Source organism: Citrobacter sp. Ca225 (assembly GCF_030337175.1).
Classification (GTDB): domain Bacteria; phylum Pseudomonadota; class Gammaproteobacteria; order Enterobacterales; family Enterobacteriaceae; genus Citrobacter_A; species Citrobacter_A amalonaticus.
On record NZ_JAOWCD010000099.1, the window covers coordinates 87,286 to 106,164 of the forward strand.

At 56.0% G+C, this 18,879-nt stretch carries 16 protein-coding genes; 7 read left to right on the forward strand and 9 right to left on the reverse strand.

Annotation, left to right across the window (positions count from 1 at the left end; translation table 11 throughout):
• The first annotated feature begins 48 nt into the window (after nt 1-48).
• Nucleotides 49-807 carry a DNA-binding transcriptional repressor DeoR gene (deoR, locus tag OGW13_RS19175; protein WP_156595383.1) on the forward strand — a complete coding sequence of 253 codons (759 nt, stop codon included), beginning with the start codon at nt 49-51 and terminating at the stop codon, nt 805-807.
• Nucleotides 808-855: 48 nt separating this feature from the next.
• On the opposite strand, the gene dacC is transcribed toward deoR, so the two are convergent.
• Nucleotides 856-2,058 carry a serine-type D-Ala-D-Ala carboxypeptidase gene (gene dacC / locus OGW13_RS19180; RefSeq protein ID WP_044256495.1) on the reverse strand — a complete coding sequence of 401 codons (1,203 nt, stop codon included), beginning with the start codon at nt 2,056-2,058 and terminating at the stop codon, nt 856-858.
• 247 nt (nt 2,059-2,305) lie between these two features.
• Between dacC and OGW13_RS19185 the strand changes: the two genes are divergently transcribed.
• Nucleotides 2,306-2,932 (forward strand): glutathione S-transferase family protein, encoded by a 627-nt coding sequence (locus OGW13_RS19185; protein WP_287116388.1) that lies wholly within the window; start codon nt 2,306-2,308, stop codon nt 2,930-2,932.
• Nucleotides 2,933-2,937: 5 nt separating this feature from the next.
• Here the strand turns inward: OGW13_RS19185 and OGW13_RS19190 are convergent, their stop codons facing one another.
• Together OGW13_RS19190 and bssR are read right to left on the reverse strand one after the other, a co-directional pair.
• On the reverse strand, nt 2,938-4,053 hold the full coding sequence (locus OGW13_RS19190) for a PQQ-dependent sugar dehydrogenase (protein WP_287116389.1): 1,116 nt from the start codon (nt 4,051-4,053) through the stop codon (nt 2,938-2,940).
• Between the two features lie 105 nt (nt 4,054-4,158).
• Nucleotides 4,159-4,542: a biofilm formation regulator BssR gene (gene bssR, locus OGW13_RS19195; protein ID WP_043001249.1), complete on the reverse strand. Its 384-nt coding sequence runs from the start codon at nt 4,540-4,542 to the stop codon at nt 4,159-4,161.
• Nucleotides 4,543-4,772: 230 nt separating this feature from the next.
• On the opposite strand from bssR, the gene rimO reads away from it, so the two are divergent.
• On the forward strand, nt 4,773-6,098 hold the full coding sequence (gene rimO / locus OGW13_RS19200; RefSeq protein WP_043001250.1) for a 30S ribosomal protein S12 methylthiotransferase RimO: 1,326 nt from the start codon (nt 4,773-4,775) through the stop codon (nt 6,096-6,098).
• Between the two features lie 87 nt (nt 6,099-6,185).
• Here the strand turns inward: rimO and gsiD are convergent, their stop codons facing one another.
• Genes gsiD through iaaA form a run of 5 tightly spaced genes read right to left on the reverse strand, consistent with a single transcriptional unit; the run spans nt 6,186 to nt 12,428 of the window.
• On the reverse strand, nt 6,186-7,097 hold the full coding sequence (gsiD, locus tag OGW13_RS19205) for a glutathione ABC transporter permease GsiD (protein WP_044256394.1): 912 nt from the start codon (nt 7,095-7,097) through the stop codon (nt 6,186-6,188).
• A gap of 2 nt (nt 7,098-7,099) precedes the next feature.
• Complete coding sequence (gsiC, locus tag OGW13_RS19210) at nt 7,100-8,020, reverse strand: glutathione ABC transporter permease GsiC (protein ID WP_044256395.1); 921 nt, start codon at nt 8,018-8,020, stop codon at nt 7,100-7,102.
• Nucleotides 8,021-8,037: 17 nt separating this feature from the next.
• A complete protein-coding gene (gene gsiB / locus OGW13_RS19215; RefSeq protein WP_044256396.1) occupies nt 8,038-9,576 on the reverse strand; it encodes a glutathione ABC transporter substrate-binding protein GsiB in 1,539 nt (512 codons plus the stop codon).
• Between the two features lie 28 nt (nt 9,577-9,604).
• Entirely contained in the window at nt 9,605-11,476 is a 1,872-nt protein-coding gene (gene gsiA / locus OGW13_RS19220; protein WP_287116390.1) for a glutathione ABC transporter ATP-binding protein GsiA, read from the reverse strand.
• Nucleotides 11,463-12,428 (reverse strand): beta-aspartyl-peptidase, encoded by a 966-nt coding sequence (gene iaaA, locus OGW13_RS19225; protein ID WP_181628287.1) that lies wholly within the window; start codon nt 12,426-12,428, stop codon nt 11,463-11,465. The genes gsiA and iaaA overlap by 14 nt, the downstream gene beginning before the upstream one ends.
• 183 nt (nt 12,429-12,611) lie before the next feature.
• On the opposite strand from iaaA, the gene moeA reads away from it, so the two are divergent.
• Nucleotides 12,612-13,847, forward strand: coding sequence for a molybdopterin molybdotransferase MoeA (gene moeA, locus OGW13_RS19230; protein WP_099433406.1), 1,236 nt, complete (start codon nt 12,612-12,614; stop codon nt 13,845-13,847).
• Nucleotides 13,847-14,605, forward strand: a complete 759-nt coding sequence (gene moeB, locus OGW13_RS19235) for a molybdopterin-synthase adenylyltransferase MoeB (protein WP_043001257.1) — start codon at nt 13,847-13,849, stop codon at nt 14,603-14,605. The genes moeA and moeB overlap by 1 nt, the downstream gene beginning before the upstream one ends.
• Nucleotides 14,606-14,693: 88 nt before the next feature.
• Here the strand turns inward: moeB and fsa are convergent, their stop codons facing one another.
• On the reverse strand, nt 14,694-15,356 hold the full coding sequence (gene fsa / locus OGW13_RS19240) for a fructose-6-phosphate aldolase (RefSeq protein ID WP_043001258.1): 663 nt from the start codon (nt 15,354-15,356) through the stop codon (nt 14,694-14,696).
• A 131-nt stretch (nt 15,357-15,487) separates the two neighbouring features.
• On the opposite strand from fsa, the gene OGW13_RS19245 reads away from it, so the two are divergent.
• Nucleotides 15,488-16,387 (forward strand): glycyl-radical enzyme activating protein, encoded by a 900-nt coding sequence (locus OGW13_RS19245; protein WP_044264234.1) that lies wholly within the window; start codon nt 15,488-15,490, stop codon nt 16,385-16,387.
• A gap of 4 nt (nt 16,388-16,391) precedes the next feature.
• Nucleotides 16,392-18,824, forward strand: coding sequence for a glycyl radical protein (locus tag OGW13_RS19250; RefSeq protein ID WP_287116391.1), 2,433 nt, complete (start codon nt 16,392-16,394; stop codon nt 18,822-18,824).
• The last annotated feature ends 55 nt before the right edge of the window (nt 18,825-18,879 follow it).

The following is an 18,879-nucleotide window of genomic DNA, read 5'->3' on the forward strand; positions in this document are numbered from 1 at the left end:
AAGCGCACTGAAAGAGACAGAGCGCTTAATTATTCATCCAGGGGAATTATGGAAACACGTCGCGAAGAGCGTATTGGTCAATTGCTGCAGGCACTGAAACGCAGCGATAAACTCCATCTTAAGGAAGCCGCGACCCTGCTGGGCGTCTCTGAAATGACCATTCGCCGCGACCTGAATAACAACAGTGCGCCGGTAGTGCTGCTCGGTGGCTATATTGTGCTGGAACCCCGCAGCGCCAGCCACTATCTGCTCAGCGATCAAAAATCCCGCTTAGTGGAAGAAAAACGTCGTGCGGCGCAGCTGGCGGCAAGTCTGGTGCAGCCGCATCAGACGCTGTTTTTTGACTGCGGTACGACGACGCCGTGGATCATCGAAGCGATCGATAATGACATCCCGTTTACCGCCGTCTGCTATTCCCTGAATACGTTTCTGGCATTGCAGGAAAAACCGCTGTGCCGGGCAATCCTCTCCGGCGGCGAATTTCACGCCAGCAATGCGATTTTCAAACCGCTTGATGCTCAGGAAACCCTGAACAATATCTGTCCGGATATCGCCTTTTATTCCGCTGCCGGCGTTCATATCAGCAAAGGGGCGACCTGTTTTAATCTGGAAGAATTGCCGGTGAAACACTGGGCAATGTCGATGGCGCAACACCACGTACTGGTGGCCGATCACAGCAAATTTGGCAAGGTCCGTCCGGCGCGGATGGGAGATTTAAAACACTTTGACATCGTGGTAAGCGACTGCTGCCCTGACGATGAATTTGTCTGCTTCGCCAAAGCGCAGCGAATTAAGCTTATGTACTAATTGCCGTTTGCCGGACAGGCGTCAGCGCTATCCGGCAATCATCAGGACTTAAGAGAACCAGCTACCGAACCACTGATGAAATTTCATCAGTACGAAATCCCACATCCGGCCAAAGAAGCCGCCCTCTTCTACCGCCTCCATCACGATCAACGGACGCTGTTCAATCGATTTGCCGTTCAACTGGAAGTCAATCGTCCCGACCACCTGGCCCTTTTTCAGCGGCGCGGTGAGCTGCGGTTCCGTCAGCGTAAAGCTGGCTTTCAGGTTTTTCAGTTGACCGCGCGGAATCGTCACAGAACCGGCTTCGCCAGCCCCCAGATTCACCTCACTCTTGTCACCAAACCAGACGCGCTGGGTCACAAAGGTGGCATCCGGTTTGATAGGCGTTACGGTCTCAAAGAAGCGGAACCCCCAGGTCAACAGTTTTTCTGATTCATTAAAGCGGATACGGTCAGTTTTGGTGCCTAATACCACCGAAATCAGACGCATATCGCCCTGGGTGGCCGACGCGACCAGATTGTATCCGGCCCCGGCCGTGGTGCCTGTTTTCATGCCGTCAACGTTCAGGCTGGAGCTCCAGAGCAGACGGTTTCGGTTGGGCTGGCGAATCTTGTTAAAAGTGAACTCTTTTTCTTTATGGATCGCATACTCTTCCGGCACATCGTGGATCAGTGCTTTACCCAGCAGCGCCATATCACGCGCGGTGCTGAACTGGCCCGGCGCATCCAAACCGTGTACCGTCTGGAAGGTGGTGTTCGTCAACCCAAGCTTTTTCGCATAACCATTCATCAGACCGATAAACGACTCCTGGCTCCCTGCGACATAGTCTGCCAGTGCGATACAGGCGTCGTTGCCGGACTGAATAATCACCCCTTTATTGAGATCGGAAACCGCCACCTGATCGCCGGGCTTCAGGAACATGACCGAGGAGCCGCGCAGCGCCGGGTTACCGGTCGCCCACGCGTCTTTGCCTATCGTCACCATGTCGGTCAGTTTAATTTTGCCCGCTTTGAGTGCCTGCCCCACCACATAGCTGGTCATGATTTTCGTCAGACTGGCCGGATCCAGTTTCTCATCGGCATTGCCTTCAGCCAGCACCTTACCGCTGGCGTAATCCATTAAAATCCACGCGCGCGCATCGACGCTCGGCGGTTCAATGGTCTGTTCCGCCGCCATCACCGTCGGCGCAAAGAGAAAGAGAAGGGCTGAACCCGCTGCGAAATTGCGAAGGGAAGAAACGTATTGCGTCATAAATGCCACCCGAGTATCCATTCAAAAAATATACGTCATACCACCGTATAATAAGTGCGGTGAGTAATAACGCACTAAGAAGCGTAAGTGAACCGTAAGTTGGTAAAGTTTTTAAAGTTTATGCAATAACCCCCCGCTATGCCGCAACGGAGAGGAATTTTTTGTTGGCTGTTGCGTAAATGTTAGCTTTATCTCACCATGTGGAGTGAACGCAGCCCTGAGGCTGTCCATTTTTTGAGGGGTAATTATGATTACGCTGTGGGGCCGGAATAACTCAACCAACGTCAAAAAAGTATTGTGGACGCTCGAAGAACTGGAATTACCGTTTAATCATATCCTGGCGGGAGGACAGTTTGGCCTGAACCATGATGCCGATTATCTGGCGATGAACCCGAACGGTCTGGTGCCTTTGCTACGTGATGATGAAAACGACCTGCTGCTGTGGGAGTCCAACGCCATCGTGCGTTACCTGGCTGCCCAGTATGGACAAAAACGCCTGTGGGTCGAGTCACCGGCACGTCGGGCTGAAGGCGAAAAATGGATGGACTGGGCGAATCAAACCCTCAGTCCAGCACACCGTGTGGTGCTTTTTGGTTTAGTGAGAACACCGCCGGAACAGCGCGATCTCGCCGCTATCGATGCCGGAGCGAAACGCTGCGACGAGCTGTTCGCGATCCTCGACGCGGCGCTGGCCGACCAGTTATGGTTCTCGGGAAAAGCGTTTGGCACCGGTGACATCGCCATCGCGCCGTTTGTCTACAACCTGTTCAACGTGGGACTGACATGGACACCGCGTCCGCATCTTGAGCGCTGGTACCAGCAGCTCAGCGAGCGCCCGGCGTTTCGTAAAACGGTCATGATCCCGGTCAGCTAAGCCGTTCAGGTACGCGGGCTGACTTTAAGCAACTCGCCATCGGACTCGTCGGTTAAGACATACAGATAACCGTCGGGCCCGACGCGTACGTCGCGGATCCGCTGTTTTCGCTCACCCAGAATGCGCCCCTCTTCAGCGACCGTATTGCCATTCACCCTCATCACAATCACATTCTGGTCCTTCAGTGCGCCAATGAACAGTTTCTGCCGCCACTGAGGGAAAGTATCGTGGTCATAAAAGGCCATCCCGCTAACGGCAGGTGATTTCTGCCAGTAGAAAATGGGCTGTTCGGTACCTGCCACCTTTTCGCCCTGCGCTTCCGGGATTTTCAGCCCGCTATAGTTAATGCCCCATGTCGCCAGCGGCCAGCCGTAGTTTTTGCCTTTTTCGGGGATATTGATCTCATCTCCGCCGCGCGGCCCGTGCTCATTGAGCCACAGCGTATCGCTCCACGGATTCATCGCCATCCCCTGCGGATTACGGATCCCATAAGACCAGATTTCCGGGCGCGCGCCAGGCTGATTAACAAACGGATTGTCCGCCGGGATTTTCCCCTGATCGGTCAGACGCACCACTTTCCCCTGCAGTTTGTCGAGGTCCTGTGCCGTCGGCCGCTGGTTGTTTTCCCCCAGCCCGATGAACAGATACCCCTTACCGTCAAACACCAGTCGTCCACCGAAATGATTGCCGGTAGAGAGTTTTGGCATCTGCCGGAAGACCGTCTGGAAGTTTTCCAGCCGCGAAAGGTCGTCGCTGAGTCGACCATAGCCCACCGCAGTTCCTGCTTTTCCCTCTGCATCAGCCTGGGAAAAACTGAGCCAGACGCGCCGGGACTGGCTAAAGTCCGGTGCCAGCGCCACGTCCAGCAGACCGCCCTGCCCGTTTGACCACACCTTTGGCACCCCAGGCAGCGGGTCAGAAAGCCCTTTTCCTGCCTGCCAGTGGCGCAACTGCCCACCCTTCAGAGTGATCAGCATGCCGTCGTCGCCCGGCAGAAAGGCCAGCGCCCACGGGTGGTCAAGTTTGGTTTGCAGCACCTCAACATTGACCGCAGGCGTTTTCGCCTGAGCAAACCAGGGGAAAATTAGCAATGTCATTACTGGGATAAGCGAACGACGCATAACGCCTCCTTGTTGACTCTGGTTAAAGCGTAGTCAGCGAAGAACGTCAGGAAGGCATTTTTACAAAAACTTAACGATGAAAGGGGGAGTCGCCTCCCCCTGGAATCAGGCATCTTCAAGCGTGGAATGAGCCTGCAGACTCTGAATGCTCAGCGTTAAGGTTGTCAGGCAGGTATTGAGTTTTTCTGCATTGACGGCAATAAAATTCGGACAGTCGTGGTGTCCGCTCATCAGGCACACCGCCGCAGCGGCGAGTGCGCCTTCGGCATGGTGCAAAGCATCCCACTCTTCCTGATCGAGATGCAGATTCAAGCGCAACGATTTATCGTGCAGCTCTCGGTTCAGTTCGAAAAAGTTCTCACGTAGATGATCATTCTCGCTGACTGACATGTATCCTTTCGCCATCCTTAGCTGCAGATACGCAGCGAGGTCGATCCTTGCGTTGATAAGCTTATTCAGCAGATCGGTTCTCAGTCTGTCAACGAACATACTTCGTTCCTCCTCTTCCAGCCATGGTGCAACATAATAGTATGGCTATTTTTTGTACAATGTGATGCCTGAGATCAATAATTCACCCGCCATTAACATAATTTACAAAGTCGCTATAAGCCAATACCGACTTTCCCGCCCTTATCGGGTGAGATAGCAATACAATTTTTGTGCGGAACTCTGTAGAATCCCTGCCCTGAACATTCCAATAACTGAACAATTTTTAAGCTATGAGCAAAGTAACCCACCAGCCGAAAATCGGCTTCGTTTCCCTCGGCTGTCCGAAAAACCTCGTCGATTCGGAACGTATCCTGACTGAACTGCGTACCGAAGGCTACGATGTCGTCCCGAGTTACGACGACGCCGATATGGTGATCGTCAATACCTGCGGTTTTATCGACAGCGCAGTGCAGGAATCACTGGAAGCCATTGGCGAAGCGCTGAACGAAAACGGCAAAGTGATCGTCACCGGCTGTCTGGGCGCGAAAGAAGATCAGATCCGTGAAGTCCATCCGAAAGTGCTGGAAATCACCGGGCCGCATAGCTATGAGCAGGTTCTGGAACATGTTCACCACTACGTGCCGAAACCGAAGCACAATCCGTTCCTGAGCCTGGTGCCGGAACAAGGCGTGAAGCTGACCCCGCGTCATTACGCCTACCTGAAAATTTCTGAAGGCTGCAATCATCGCTGCACCTTCTGCATCATTCCGTCCATGCGCGGCGATCTGGTTAGCCGTCCAATTGGTGATGTGCTGAGCGAAGCAAAGCGTCTGGTCGATGCCGGTGTGAAAGAGATCCTCGTGATTTCTCAGGACACCTCCGCCTATGGCGTGGATGTGAAGCATCGTACCGGGTTCTATAACGGTGAACCGGTGAAAACCAGCATGGTCAGCCTGTGTGAACAGCTGTCTAAACTGGGTATCTGGACGCGTCTGCACTATGTCTACCCGTATCCGCACGTTGATGACGTGATCCCGCTGATGGCGGAAGGTAAGATCCTGCCATATCTGGATATCCCGCTTCAGCACGCCAGCCCACGTATTCTCAAGTTGATGAAGCGCCCCGGCTCGGTTGACCGCCAGCTGGCGCGCATCAAGCAATGGCGTGAAATCTGTCCGGAGCTGACCCTGCGCTCAACGTTTATTGTTGGCTTCCCGGGTGAAACGGAAGACGATTTCCAGATGCTGCTCGACTTCCTGAAAGAAGCGCGTCTCGACCGCGTAGGCTGCTTCAAATACAGCCCGGTAGAAGGCGCTGGCGCCAATGCGCTGCCGGATCAGGTACCGGAAGAGGTGAAGGAAGAGCGCTGGAACCGCTTTATGCAACTGCAACAGCAGATCTCTGCGGAACGTCTGCAGGAGAAAGTCGGTCGCGAAATTCTGGTGATCGTCGATGAAGTCGACGAAGAAGGCGCGATTGGTCGCAGCATGGCCGACGCCCCGGAAATCGACGGCGCAGTCTATCTGAACGGTGAAACCAACGTGAAGCCGGGCGACGTGATCCGCGTGAAAGTGGAAAACGCCGACGAGTACGACCTGTGGGGCACCCGCGCTTAACTCTCACTGACCCAGCCGGATAAGGCATTTATGCCCCATCCGGCAATGCCTGATAACGACGCCAACGCGTCTTATCAGGCTTGTGGTTCACCCTTTTATCTTCGGGTCCAGCGCGTCGCGCAGGCCATCGCCTAACAGATTAAACGCCAGTACCGTCAGGAAAATCGCCACCGCCGGGAACAGCGCCACATGCGGCGCAATCACCATATCCGCCCGCGCTTCATTCAGCATCGCGCCCCACTCCGGCGTCGGCGGCTGTGCGCCCAGTCCCAGAAACGACAGACTTGCCGCAGAGATGATCGACGTACCAATACGCATGGTAAAAAAGACCACAATCGACGAGACGGTTCCTGGCAGGATATGACTGAAAATAATGGTCGCATCGCTGGCACCAATACTGCGCGCCGATTCGATAAACGTCTGGCGTTTCAGCACCAGCGTGTTGCCGCGCACCAGACGCGCAAATGCCGGGATTGAGAAGATCGCCACCGCGATAATCACGTTGGCAATGCCGCTGCCTAATACCGCGACCACAGCAATCGCCAGCAGGATACCCGGAAACGCAAACAGCACGTCGCAGATGCGCATGATGACCCGGTCCCACCAGCCTTCATAGTAACCCGCGAGCAGCCCCAGGACGGTGCCAATAACCGCGCCAATCAATACTGCAAAAACCCCTGCCGCCAGTGAAATTTGCGCGCCAACCAGCACGCGGCTGAAGATATCTCTGCCCAGTGAATCCACGCCGAACCAGTGCATCATCGACGGTCCGTCATTCAGCCTGTCGTAATCGAAATAGTTTTCCGCATCGAACGGCGTCAGCCAGCGGGCGAAGATTGCCACCAGGATCAGCAGCAGCACAAACAGGCCTGCTATCAACGCCACATGCTGACGGCGAAAACGTCGCCAGAATTCGTGCCACGGCGTGCGTACCCGCTCGGGTTTCACCATTGGCATGGCATCTAAAATCGCCTGACGGCGCCAGTTAAGTAAACGCATCCTTACTTGTACCTGATAGCCGGGTTAATGGCGGCATACAGCACATCCACCACTAAGTTGATAAGTATAAATTCCAGTGAGAACAACAGGACTTCCGCCTGAATCACCGGATAATCGCGCATCTCTACGGAGTCCACCAGCAAACGTCCGAGACCGGGCCAGTTGAAGACCTTTTCGACCACGATAGACCCGCCGAGCAAAAAGCCGAACTGTAACCCCATCATGGTGACCACCGGGATCATCGCATTGCGCAGCCCATGCTTGAGCACCACCCAGGTTTCGCTGACCCCTTTCGCCCGGGCGGTACGCATATAGTCTTCACTGAGCACATCGACAAATGAGGCGCGGGTAAAGCGAGCCATCACTGAGGCCACCGCCGCGCCAAGGGTGACAGACGGCAGAATATAGTGCTGCCAGCTATCGGCCCCGACGGTCGGCAACCAGCCTAACTCCACGGAGAACACCTGCATTAACAACATCCCCAGCGCGAACGCCGGAAAGGAGATCCCGGTAACGGCCAGCGTCATGCTGAGGCGATCCGGCCAGCGATTACGCCATACCGCCGCGACAATTCCCGCCGCCATACCGAACAGAACGGCCCAGATCATACTGGTCAACGTCAGCCACAGCGTCGGCATAAACCGACTGGCGATCTCCTCCGAGACCGGCCGACGGGAAACCATCGAGAGGCCAAAATCGCCCTGCAACACGTTAGTCATGTAATGCCAGAACTGGACATGCAGCGGCCTGTCGAGACCGAGTTGCTGACGAACCAGCTCAATCACCTGCGAGTCGGCTTCCGGCCCGGCAATCAGCCGCGCCGGGTCACCGGGCAACAGGTGAACAAATAAAAACACCAGCACCGCAACAATGAACAGGGTCGGAATCAACCCCAGCAGGCGTTTAAGGATATAGTTAAGCATCCGATTTCCGCTGTGGCTTATTTCAAATCTGCATCATCAAAGCTGAATCCGGTATCTGGCATGATCCAGAAACCGGTCAGTTTGTTACTGTGCGCCGAGACCAGTTTTTCCACCACCAGCGGGATCCACGGCGACTCTTTCCAGACGATATCCTGCGCCGCTTTGTACAGCCGCGCTTTCTCTTGCGGATCGGTCGTTTTCAGCGCGTCGGCGAGGTCAGTGTCAACCTGCGGATTGCTGTAGAACGCGGTGTTAAACAGCGTTGGCGGCCAGTTTTGTGAGGCAAACAGCGGCGACAATGCCCAGTCGGCTTCACCGGTCGACGCCGACCAGCCGGTGTAGAACATTCTCACGCCGCTCTCTTTCTGCCCTTTGCCCTCAACTTCCGACGCGCGCTGACCGGCATCCATCGCCGTCACCTGCACTTTAACCCCCACCTGCGCCAGTTGCTGTTGGGTAAACTGCAACACTTTCTGGGCGGTACTGTGATTGTGCGATGACCATAGCGTGGTGCTAAAACCGTTTGGATAACCCGCTTCTTTCAGCAGTTCACGCGCTTTTGCCGGATCGTAAGGCCAGGGCGTGTAGCTTTGCGCATAAGCAATCGACGGCGGCACCACGCCGGTAGCCGGGGTCGCGTAACCAGCAAACGCCACTTTCACCAGCGCCTGACGGTTGATGGCGTAATTTAACGCCTCGCGGACTTTCGGGTTGTCGAACGGTTTTTGCGTCACGTTCATGCTGATGTAACGCTGCATGATCGACGGACTGGCGACCAGTTGCAGATTTTTGTTTTTCTCTAACAGCGCCGCCTGCTCGTAGGGGATCGGGAAGGCAAACTGTGCTTCCCCGGTTTGCAGCATCGCCGCACGGGTATTGTTATCGGTGACCGGACGCCAGGTGATGCTATCCAGCTTCGGTAATCCCGGCTGCCAGTAATCGGCAAATTTCTTCACCTTCACAAAATCGGTTTGATTCCAGGTGTCCAGCACATACGGACCAGTGCCGACCGGATGAAAGCCAATCTCTTTGCCGTATTTCGCCAGCGCGGCTGGTGAGATCATCGCCGTTGCCGGGTGCGCCAGAATATTAATAAACGCGGAGAACGGCTGCTTCAGAGTGATTTTTACCGTCGCGGGATCGACAGCCTCTGTTTTGGCGATGTTTTTATACAGGTTATAACGCTTAAGGCTATTGGCGGGATCGCTGGCGCGATCGAGGTTTATTTTCACCGCCTCGGCGTTAAAGTCGGTCCCGTCCTGGAATTTCACCCCCTGACGCAGTTTAAGGGTATACACCAGGCCGTCGTCAGAGACGGTGTAACTTTCTGCCAGCACGTTCTTCAGCTTCATCTCTTTATCAAGGCCAAACAGCCCCTGATAAAACGATTTTGCCACCTGCTGCGATAAGGTGTCATTCGCATCATACGGATCGAGCGTGGTGAAGTTGGACCCCACCGCGACCACTACATCTTTCGCGGCAAACGCCGGGGACGCCGCCAGCGCGGTCGTCGCGCCTAATGCCAGCAGCCAATGTCGGGCGAGTAATTTTGTCATCTTTTTTCTCCTGAACCCTGCCTGATTGTTATAAACGCAATAGCGCATTTTCTTGTTGTGGACGCGCGACATAATGTCCGGGCCCGACTAACTGCAATGAAACCGGTGCGGGCGCTTCGCCGCGCCGGTAAATGTTGCTGGGCAGATCGTCCGACAGCAGCACCCGCTGCGGGCGGTGATGTCCGGGGTCGGCAACCGGAACCGCCGCCATGAGCTTGCGGGTATACGGATGCTGAGGATCTTCAAACAGCGCAGCGCGTGGGCCGATCTCAACAATCTGCCCCATATGCATCACCGCCACGCGGTGGCTGATCCGTTCAACGACGGCCATATCATGCGAGATGAACAGCCAGGCGATCCCCAGCTCTCGCTGCAAGTCGAGCAGCAGGTTGATAATTTGCCCGCGAATCGACACATCCAGCGCGGAGACCGACTCATCGGCAATAATCACTTTTGGATTGAGCGCCAGCGCGCGGGCAATACAGATCCGCTGGCGCTGTCCGCCGGAAAACTCATGCGGGTAACGCCACGCATGTTCAGGTTTCAACCCGACACGCTCCAGCAGCCACGCCCCCCGATCGGCCGCCGCCTTCCCCTGCAACAACCCGTGGACGCGCAGTGGCTCCATGATCGAATAACCCACGGTTTGTCGCGGGTCGAGTGAGGCGTATGGATCCTGAAAAATAAACTGAATATCGCGACGCAATGGCTGCAATTGACTGTCGGACAACGTATCGATTCGCTGACCGTTGAAAATAATCTCGCCGGACTGCGACTCCACCAGGCGCAGTAGCGCACGTCCGGTGGTGGATTTGCCACAGCCTGACTCACCGACCAGCGACAGCGTCTCGCCAGGCCAGAGATCAAAGCTGACATTTTCCACCGCATGCACTTCGCGAGTCACCCGATTAAGGATACCGCTACGTAACGGGAAACGAGTCACCAGATTGCGTACCTGCAAAATGGGCTCTCCCTCGACCACCGTATTTTGATCGACAGGCCGCTCACGCTTTTCCGGCTCGCTCAAAGAGATCAACGGGAAGCGGCGCGGATAAGGGAGACCTTTCATCGCCCCAAGTTGCGGTACCGCCGCTAATAATGACTGCGTGTAAGGATGCTGTGGCGCGCGGAAGATCTGTTCCACAGTGCCGGTCTCCACCCCTTCGCCCTGATACATCACCAGTACACGATCGGCGACATCCGCGACCACGCCCATATCGTGAGTGATGAAAATCACTCCCATCGACATCTCTCGTTGCAGAACTTTGATCAGTTGCAGGATTTGCGCCTGAATCGTGACGTCCAGCGCGGTTGTCGGTTCATCGGCAATCAGCACCGCCGGGCGACACGAGAGCGCCATCGCAATCATTACCCGCTGGCGCATGCCGCCGGATAGCTGATGGGGATAGCGTGAAAGGATCGCTTTCGCCTCCGGAATGCGAACCTGATCGAGCATCCTCTTCGCCTCCGCCATCGCCTCTTCCCGTCCCGCCCCCTGATGCAGGCGAATGGACTCGGCTATCTGCTCACCCACGGTAAACACCGGATTGAGCGATGTCATCGGCTCCTGAAAGATCATGGCGATATCGGCGCCACGGACCCGCTGAAGCTGCGACGTACTCTGTTCGCCCAGCTCAATCACCTCGCGGTTCCGACGACGCAGCAGCATCTGCTCGCACTGCACCTCACCACCAGACTGTTCAATCAGTCGCATCAGCGACAGCGCGGTGACCGATTTTCCTGAACCGGATTCACCGACAATCGCCAGCGTCTCGCCGCGCCTGAGACGAAACGACAGGTTCCGCACCGCCTCAGTACGCTGCTGGTCCTGTTGAAAGGCTATATTCAGATTGCTGACGGCCAGCACGTCGCTGGCGTCAAGCGCATCACTGTGTGGCAACGGTGTCCCCTTTTTCCCGGTAGATCCCGGTCGTTGGTGTATCCCCGGCATAACCCCAGGCGCGATACATGCCTTCACAATTAAACGGCAAGGCCACATTCCCTTCGTGATCGATGGCAATCAGCCCGCCGCTGCCGCCCAGCGCCGGTAACTTTTCCATCACCACCCGTTCGCAGGCTTCGGATAAACTCAGGCCGCCGTAGTCCATCAACGCAGCAATATCATAAGCCGCCAGCGCGCGGATAAACACTTCTCCGGTGCCGGTGCAGGAGACCGCCACGCTGGCGTTATTGGCATAGCAGCCCGCGCCAACGAGCGGGCTGTCGCCGACGCGGCCCGGTAATTTGTTGGTCATGCCGCCAGTCGATGTCGCCGCCGCCAGATTGCCATGCACATCCAGCGCTACCGCGCCCACAGTGCCCATTTTCTTGCCTTCATCCAGCGGTGCGCCGCTGTGATCCAGCACGGTTTCGCCGCTCGATCGCGCGGTCAGCAATTGTTGATAACGTTCAGGCGTTGAAAAGAGATCCGCAGAGACCAGCCCCATCCCTTCTGCGGCCGCAAATTTTTCTGCCCCCGCGCCAATCATCATGACATGCGGGCTGCGCTCCATCACCAGTCGGGCAGCGAGGATCGGATTACGCAAATGACTGACGCCCGCTACCGCCCCGGCTTTCAGGGTATTGCCATCCATGATGCAGGCATCCAGCTCATGGGTCTCATCACGGGTATACACCGCGCCGATCCCGGCATTAAACAGCGGACACTCTTCAAGCAGTCGCACGGCTTCAGTGACCACATCCAGCGCGCTCTCTCCCGCTTCCAGCATCTTTTGGCCGACGTCGACAATGTCGGAAAGCGCCTGGATATAGCGTAATTCCTGCTCCTGGCTCATCTGCGCGCGGGTAATCGCCCCTGCGCCGCCGTGAATTGCAATGACTGCTTTGCCCATATTTGCCGTCCGTCTTCTACAAATATCAGAATTCTGTAGAGTTATTGATTCGATTTTTGACTATAGAAAGATGCGATTAGCATGTAAAGCATTCACACCTTCCTAAGTCCGAGGTGGCATACAGTCCCCTCGCATTTTCTGACATAATAGACGGATTCGATTTTGCCCCGCAGGAGTGTTTTCATGGAATTTACCGCCGGACTGATGCCGCTGGAAACGGCGCTTACCGAAATGTTGTCGCGTGTTACCCCGCTCACCGCCGTCGAGACGTTACCGCTGGTGCAGTGCTTTGGCAGAATTCTGGCGACTGACGTGGTTTCGCCGTTGGACGTCCCGGGTTTCGATAATTCGGCGATGGACGGTTACGCGGTACGTCTGGCCGATCTCGCCAACGGACATCCGCTGCCGGTCGCTGGCAAAGCGTTCGCCGGTCAGCCGTTCCAGGGAGAATGGCCTGCGGGCAGCTGTATTCGCATTATGACCGGTGCGCCAGTACCGCCGGGATGTGACGCGGTAGTGATGCAAGAGCAGACTGAACAGACAGACAACGGCGTGCGTTTTACCGCCGACGTTCGCGCCGGGCAAAATATCCGCCGTCGTGGCGAAGACATCGGGCAAAACGCAGTGGTTTTCCCTGCCGGTACGCGTCTGACCACAGGCGAACTGCCGGTACTGGCCTCGCTCGGCATTGCCGACGTCCAGGTGGTGCGTAAAGTGCGCGTTGCGCTGTTCTCGACGGGCGATGAACTGCAACTACCCGGTCAACCACTCGGCGAAGGTCAGATTTATGATACCAACCGCCTGACGGTGCACCTGATGCTGCAACAGTTGGGTTGCGACGTAATCAATTTAGGCATCATCCGCGATGATCCGCACGCCCTGCGCACGGCGTTTATCGAAGCCGACAGTCAGGCGGATGTGGTGATTAGCTCCGGCGGCGTGTCGGTCGGTGAAGCGGATTACACAAAAACCATTCTTGAAGAGCTGGGCGAAATCGCTTTCTGGAAACTGGCAATCAAGCCGGGCAAACCGTTCGCCTTTGGCAAACTGCGCAACAGCTGGTTCTGCGGTCTGCCGGGCAACCCGGTCTCAGCGGCGCTGACTTTCTACCAGTTGGTTCAGCCGCTGCTGGCGAAACTGAGCGGCAATACGGCCAGCGGATTACCCGCGCGCCAGCGCGTCCGTACCGCTTCGCGACTGAAGAAAACGCCGGGACGTCTCGATTTCCAGCGAGGTATGCTGCAGCGCACCGCTAACGGTGAACTGGAAGTAAGTACCACAGGCCATCAGGGTTCACATATTTTTAGTTCCTTCAGTCAGGGCAACTGCTTCATTGTGCTCGAGCGCGATCGCGGTAACGTCGAAGTGGGTGAATGGGTGGAAGTCGAACCCTTCAACGCGCTGTTCGGAGGCCTGTGATGGCAGAACTCAGCGATCAGGAGATGCTGCGCTACAACCGGCAGATCATTCTGCGCGGCTTTGACTTTGACGGACAGGAAGCGCTGAAGGAAGCCAGAGTACTGGTGGTGGGCCTCGGTGGGCTGGGCTGTGCGTCCTCGCAGTATCTGGCGAGCGCCGGCGTCGGCCACCTGACGCTGCTCGATTTCGACACCGTGTCGCTGTCAAATCTGCAGCGCCAGACGCTGCACAGCGATGCGACCCTCAACCAGCCGAAAGTGGAGTCGGCGCATGCCGCGCTAAGACGAATTAATCCGCACGTCGCGATTACCCCGATTAATGCGCTGCTGGAGGAGACCGCCCTTCGGGCACTCATCGCCGAACACGATCTGGTGCTGGACTGCACCGATAACGTCGCGATTCGTAACCAGCTCAATGCGGGTTGTTATGCGGCAAAAGTCCCGCTGATTTCTGGCGCGGCGATCCGCATGGAAGGCCAGATCACTGTCTTTACCTACAAAGAAGGTGAGCCCTGCTATCGCTGTCTGAGCCGTCTGTTTGGTGAAAATGCATTGACCTGCGTGGAAGCCGGAGTGATGGCGCCGCTGATTGGGGTGATAGGGTCGTTACAGGCAATGGAGGCGATAAAGCTGCTGGCGCAGTATGGTCAGCCCGCGTCAGGGAAAATCGTCATGTACGATGCCATGACCTGCCAGTTCCGCGAAATGAAGCTGATGCGTAATCCGGGCTGCGAGGTGTGTGGGGAAGCATCATCCTGAGTAGATTCCGGCCTGATAAGGCGTAGCGCCATCAGGCAATGATGGCGCGTATTGCCGGATGACGACGTTGCCTTATCCGACCTACAATTTACAGCGACGTGCGCCCAAAGGCACTCTGCCAGTCGTGTTCAAACTTCGCCACCGCCGCATCAACAGCCGGAGAGCTAATCAGCTGCTGGGCAACGTCCAGCGGTAAGGTGATGGATTCACAACCCGCCAGCAGACAATCCAGCGCCTGACGCGGTGTTTTGAAACTGGCGGCCAGCACTTTGGCATGCGGCGCATGCATCGTCAGTAAATTCTGCAAATCGTTGACGGTCTGAATGCCATCGCCGCCCTGCGCGTCTACGCGGTTCACGTAAGGCGCAACATATTCCGCCCCCGCCAGTGCCGACAGCAGCCCCTGCGCCGCCCCGTACACCGCCGTTCCCAGCGTCGGAATGCCTTCCTCTTTCAGCAGTTTGATCGCCGCCAGACCTTCCGCCGTGACCGGCACTTTCACCACGATATCAGCAATGATCCCACGCAGTTTGCGCGCATCGCTCACCATCCCTTGTGCCGTTGTCGCCATCACCTGAGCGAACAGACGCCCCTGTCCTCCCATCGCTTCATGCAATTGTGGCAATAAGACATCCAGCGGTTTTTTCCCCGCCGCCACAATACTGGGGTTGGTGGTCACGCCCGCCAGCGGGAAAACTCGCGCCAGCGCTTTCACCGCGTCAACATCGGACGTATCCAGATAGAGTTCCATAATCATTCCTCAACGACTCGTTAGCATAAATGAAAGATACCACGGCAAAACCTTTCTGTTAGTTGACGCACGTCAACATAACTTTCATTCGAAAGTTATTTAATCTTTATACGAAACAAATGAGGCCGCTTATGATTTTCAATATTCAGCGCTATTCTACACACGATGGCCCCGGTATCCGCACCGTGGTGTTCCTTAAAGGATGCTCTCTGGGCTGTCGCTGGTGTCAGAATCCGGAAAGCCGGGCGCGCACGCAGGATCTGCTGTTTGATGCACGTTTGTGCCTCGAAGGCTGCGAGCTTTGCGTAAAGGCGGCGCCGGGCGTCATCGAACGCGCGCTGAATGGCCTCCTTATCCATCGCGAAAAACTCACTGACGCGCATCTTACCCGCCTGACCGATTGTTGCCCCACTCAGGCATTGACCGTTTGCGGTGAAGTCAAAAGCGTGGATGAAATAATGACCACCGTTCTGCGCGATAAACCTTTTTATGACCGCAGCGGCGGCGGTATTACGCTTTCGGGCGGCGAACCGTTTATGCAGCCAGAGCTGGCCGCGTCGCTGTTTAAAGCCAGTCACGAAGCGGGCATTCATACCGCAGTTGAAACCTGTCTGCATGTGCCGTGGAAATACATTGAACCTTCATTGCCCTGGATCGATCTGTTCCTTGCAGATTTGAAACACGTTGCCGACGCGCCGTTTAAGCAATGGACGGATGGCAGCGCATCACGCGTGCTGGAAAACCTGAAAAAGCTCGCCGCTGCCGGAAAAAAAATCATCATCCGCGTTCCGCTGGTTCAGGGTTTTAACGCGGATGAAGAGGCCATTAAAGCGATTACCGATTTTGCCGCCGACGAACTGCACGTCAGCGAGATCCACTTTTTGCCCTACCACACGCTGGGCATCAATAAATACCATTTGCTCAACCAACCCTACCACGCGCCGGATAAGCCGCTGGATGCACCCGATCTGCTCGCCTTTGCGCAGCAGTACGCCTGCACGAAAGGTTTGACCGCGACTTTACGAGGATAAACCCATGACCCAACTGAAACTGGATACGCTCAGCGACCGCATCAAAGCGCACAAAACCGCGCTGGTGCATATCGTCAAACCACCGGTCTGTACCGAACGCGCGCAGCATTACACTGAAATGTACCAGCAGCATCTGGACAAGCCGATTCCGGTACGCCGCGCGTTGGCACTGGCACATCATCTGGCACAACGAACCATCTGGATCAAACACGACGAGCTGATCATCGGTAACCAGGCAAGCGAAGTCCGCGCCGCGCCGATCTTCCCGGAATACACCGTGTCATGGATTGAAAAAGAAATCGACGACCTGGCGGACAGACCAGGGGCTGGTTTTGCGGTCAGTGAAGAGAACAAGCGCGTCCTGCATGCCGTGTGCCCGTGGTGGCGCGGTCAGACCGTTCAGGACCGCTGCTACGGCATGTTTACTGATGAGCAAAAAGGGTTGCTGGAAACCGGTATTATCAAAGCTGAAGGCAACATGACCTCCGGTGACGCACACCTGGCGGTGAACTTCCCGCTGCTGCTGGAAAAAGGCATTGACGGCCTGCGGGAAAAAGTCGCAGAGCGCCGTTCTCGTATTAACCTGACTGTTCTCGAGGATCTGCATGGCGAGCAGTTCCTGAAAGCCATTGATATTGTGCTGGTTGCCGTCAGTGACCACATCACCCGCTTCGCCGAACTGGCACGTAAAATGGCGAGTGAAGAGACGCGTATCAGCCGTCGTAACGAACTGCTGGCGATAGCGGAAAACTGCGATCTGATCGCCCACCAGCCGCCGCAAACTTTCTGGCAGGCGCTGCAACTGTGCTACTTCATCCAGTTGATTCTGCAAATTGAGTCCAATGGTCACTCGGTGTCGTTCGGGCGTATGGACCAGTATCTTTATCCGTACTACCGCCGTGACGTGGAGCTGAACCAGTCGCTGGACCGCGAACACGCCATTGAACTGCTTCACAGCTGCTGGCTTAAGCTGCTGGAAGTGAACAAAATCCGTTCCGGATCGCACTCTAAAGCCTCTGCAGGCAGCCCCCTCTATCAGAACGTCACCATTGGCGGACAAAGCCTGGTTAACGGTCAACCGATGGATGCGGTCAATCCGCTCTCTTACGCGATCCTTGAATCGTGCGGTCGTCTGCGCTCCACTCAGCCTAACCTCAGCGTGCGTTATCACGCCAGGATGAGCAATGACTTCCTCGACGCCTGCGTGCAGGTGATCCGCTGTGGCTTTGGGATGCCAGCATTTAACAACGATGAAATTGTCATCCCGGAATTTATCAAACTCGGAATTGAGCCGCAGGACGCCTACGATTACGCAGCGATCGGCTGTATCGAAACCGCGGTCGGCGGCAAGTGGGGCTACCGCTGCACCGGCATGAGCTTTATCAACTTTGCCCGCGTGATGCTCGCTGCGCTGGAAGGCGGTCGTGACGCCACCAGCGGGAAAGTCTTCCTGCCGCAGGAAAAAGCGCTTTCCGCCGGTAACTTCAACAATTTCGATGAGGTGATGGCCGCATGGGATGCGCAAATCCGCTACTACACGCGTAAATCGATTGAGATTGAGTATGTGGTCGACACCATGCTTGAAGAGAACGTGCACGATATTCTCTGCTCGGCACTGGTGGATGACTGCATCGAACGGGCGAAGAGCATTAAACAAGGTGGGGCGAAGTATGACTGGGTATCCGGCTTGCAGGTGGGTATCGCCAACCTCGGCAACAGCCTGGCCGCGGTGAAAAAACTGGTCTTTGAACAGGGGGCCATCGGTCAGCAACAGCTTGCGGCCGCGCTGGCGGATGATTTTGACGGCCTGACTCATGAGCAGTTGCGTCAGCGTTTAATCAACGGCGCGCCGAAGTATGGCAACGATGATGACACGGTCGACACCCTGCTGGCTCGCGCTTACCAGACCTATATTGATGAACTGAAGCAGTACCATAACCCACGCTACGGACGTGGTCCGGTCGGCGGCAATTATTACGCGGGCACCTCGTCTATCTCGGCAAACGTGCCGTTCGGCGCAGCGACTATGGCCACACCAGATGGGCGTAAAGCCCATACTCCGCTGGCCGAAGGGGCAAGCCCGGCGTCCGGTACTGACCATCTGGGTCCAACGGCGGTGATTGGCTCGGTCGGTAAACTGCCTACCGGTTCAATTCTGGGCGGTGTACTGTTAAACCAGAAGCTGAACCCGGCAACGCTGGAAAATGAATCCGACAAGCAGAAACTGATGATCCTGCTGCGCACCTTCTTTGAAGAGCACAAAGGCTGGCACATTCAGTACAACATCGTGTCGCGCGAAACCCTGCTGGAGGCGAAAAAACATCCTGATCAGTACCGTGATCTGGTAGTCCGTGTAGCCGGTTATTCCGCCTTCTTCACTGCACTTTCACCGGACGCGCAGGACGATATCATCGCCCGTACCGAACATATGCTGTAATTCTCCCCGTAGGCCGGATGGCGACACAAAGCGTCTTATCCGGCCTACTCGTCCC

Bases quoted from the DNA above. Each gene is read 5' to 3' on its own strand.
- deoR (WP_156595383.1), top strand. From the start codon at position 49: ATGGAAACACGTCGCGAAGAGCGTATTGGTCAATTGCTGCAGGCACTG.
- dacC (WP_044256495.1), bottom strand. From the start codon at position 2,058: ATGACGCAATACGTTTCTTCCCTTCGCAATTTCGCAGCGGGTTCAGCC.
- OGW13_RS19185 (WP_287116388.1), top strand. From the start codon at position 2,306: ATGATTACGCTGTGGGGCCGGAATAACTCAACCAACGTCAAAAAAGTA.
- OGW13_RS19190 (WP_287116389.1), bottom strand. From the start codon at position 4,053: ATGCGTCGTTCGCTTATCCCAGTAATGACATTGCTAATTTTCCCCTGG.
- bssR (WP_043001249.1), bottom strand. From the start codon at position 4,542: ATGTTCGTTGACAGACTGAGAACCGATCTGCTGAATAAGCTTATCAAC.
- rimO (WP_043001250.1), top strand. From the start codon at position 4,773: ATGAGCAAAGTAACCCACCAGCCGAAAATCGGCTTCGTTTCCCTCGGC.
- gsiD (WP_044256394.1), bottom strand. From the start codon at position 7,097: ATGCGTTTACTTAACTGGCGCCGTCAGGCGATTTTAGATGCCATGCCA.
- gsiC (WP_044256395.1), bottom strand. From the start codon at position 8,020: ATGCTTAACTATATCCTTAAACGCCTGCTGGGGTTGATTCCGACCCTG.
- gsiB (WP_044256396.1), bottom strand. From the start codon at position 9,576: ATGACAAAATTACTCGCCCGACATTGGCTGCTGGCATTAGGCGCGACG.
- iaaA (WP_181628287.1), bottom strand. From the start codon at position 12,428: ATGGGCAAAGCAGTCATTGCAATTCACGGCGGCGCAGGGGCGATTACC.
- moeA (WP_099433406.1), top strand. From the start codon at position 12,612: ATGGAATTTACCGCCGGACTGATGCCGCTGGAAACGGCGCTTACCGAA.
- moeB (WP_043001257.1), top strand. From the start codon at position 13,847: ATGGCAGAACTCAGCGATCAGGAGATGCTGCGCTACAACCGGCAGATC.
- fsa (WP_043001258.1), bottom strand. From the start codon at position 15,356: ATGGAACTCTATCTGGATACGTCCGATGTTGACGCGGTGAAAGCGCTG.
- OGW13_RS19245 (WP_044264234.1), top strand. From the start codon at position 15,488: ATGATTTTCAATATTCAGCGCTATTCTACACACGATGGCCCCGGTATC.
- OGW13_RS19250 (WP_287116391.1), top strand. From the start codon at position 16,392: ATGACCCAACTGAAACTGGATACGCTCAGCGACCGCATCAAAGCGCAC.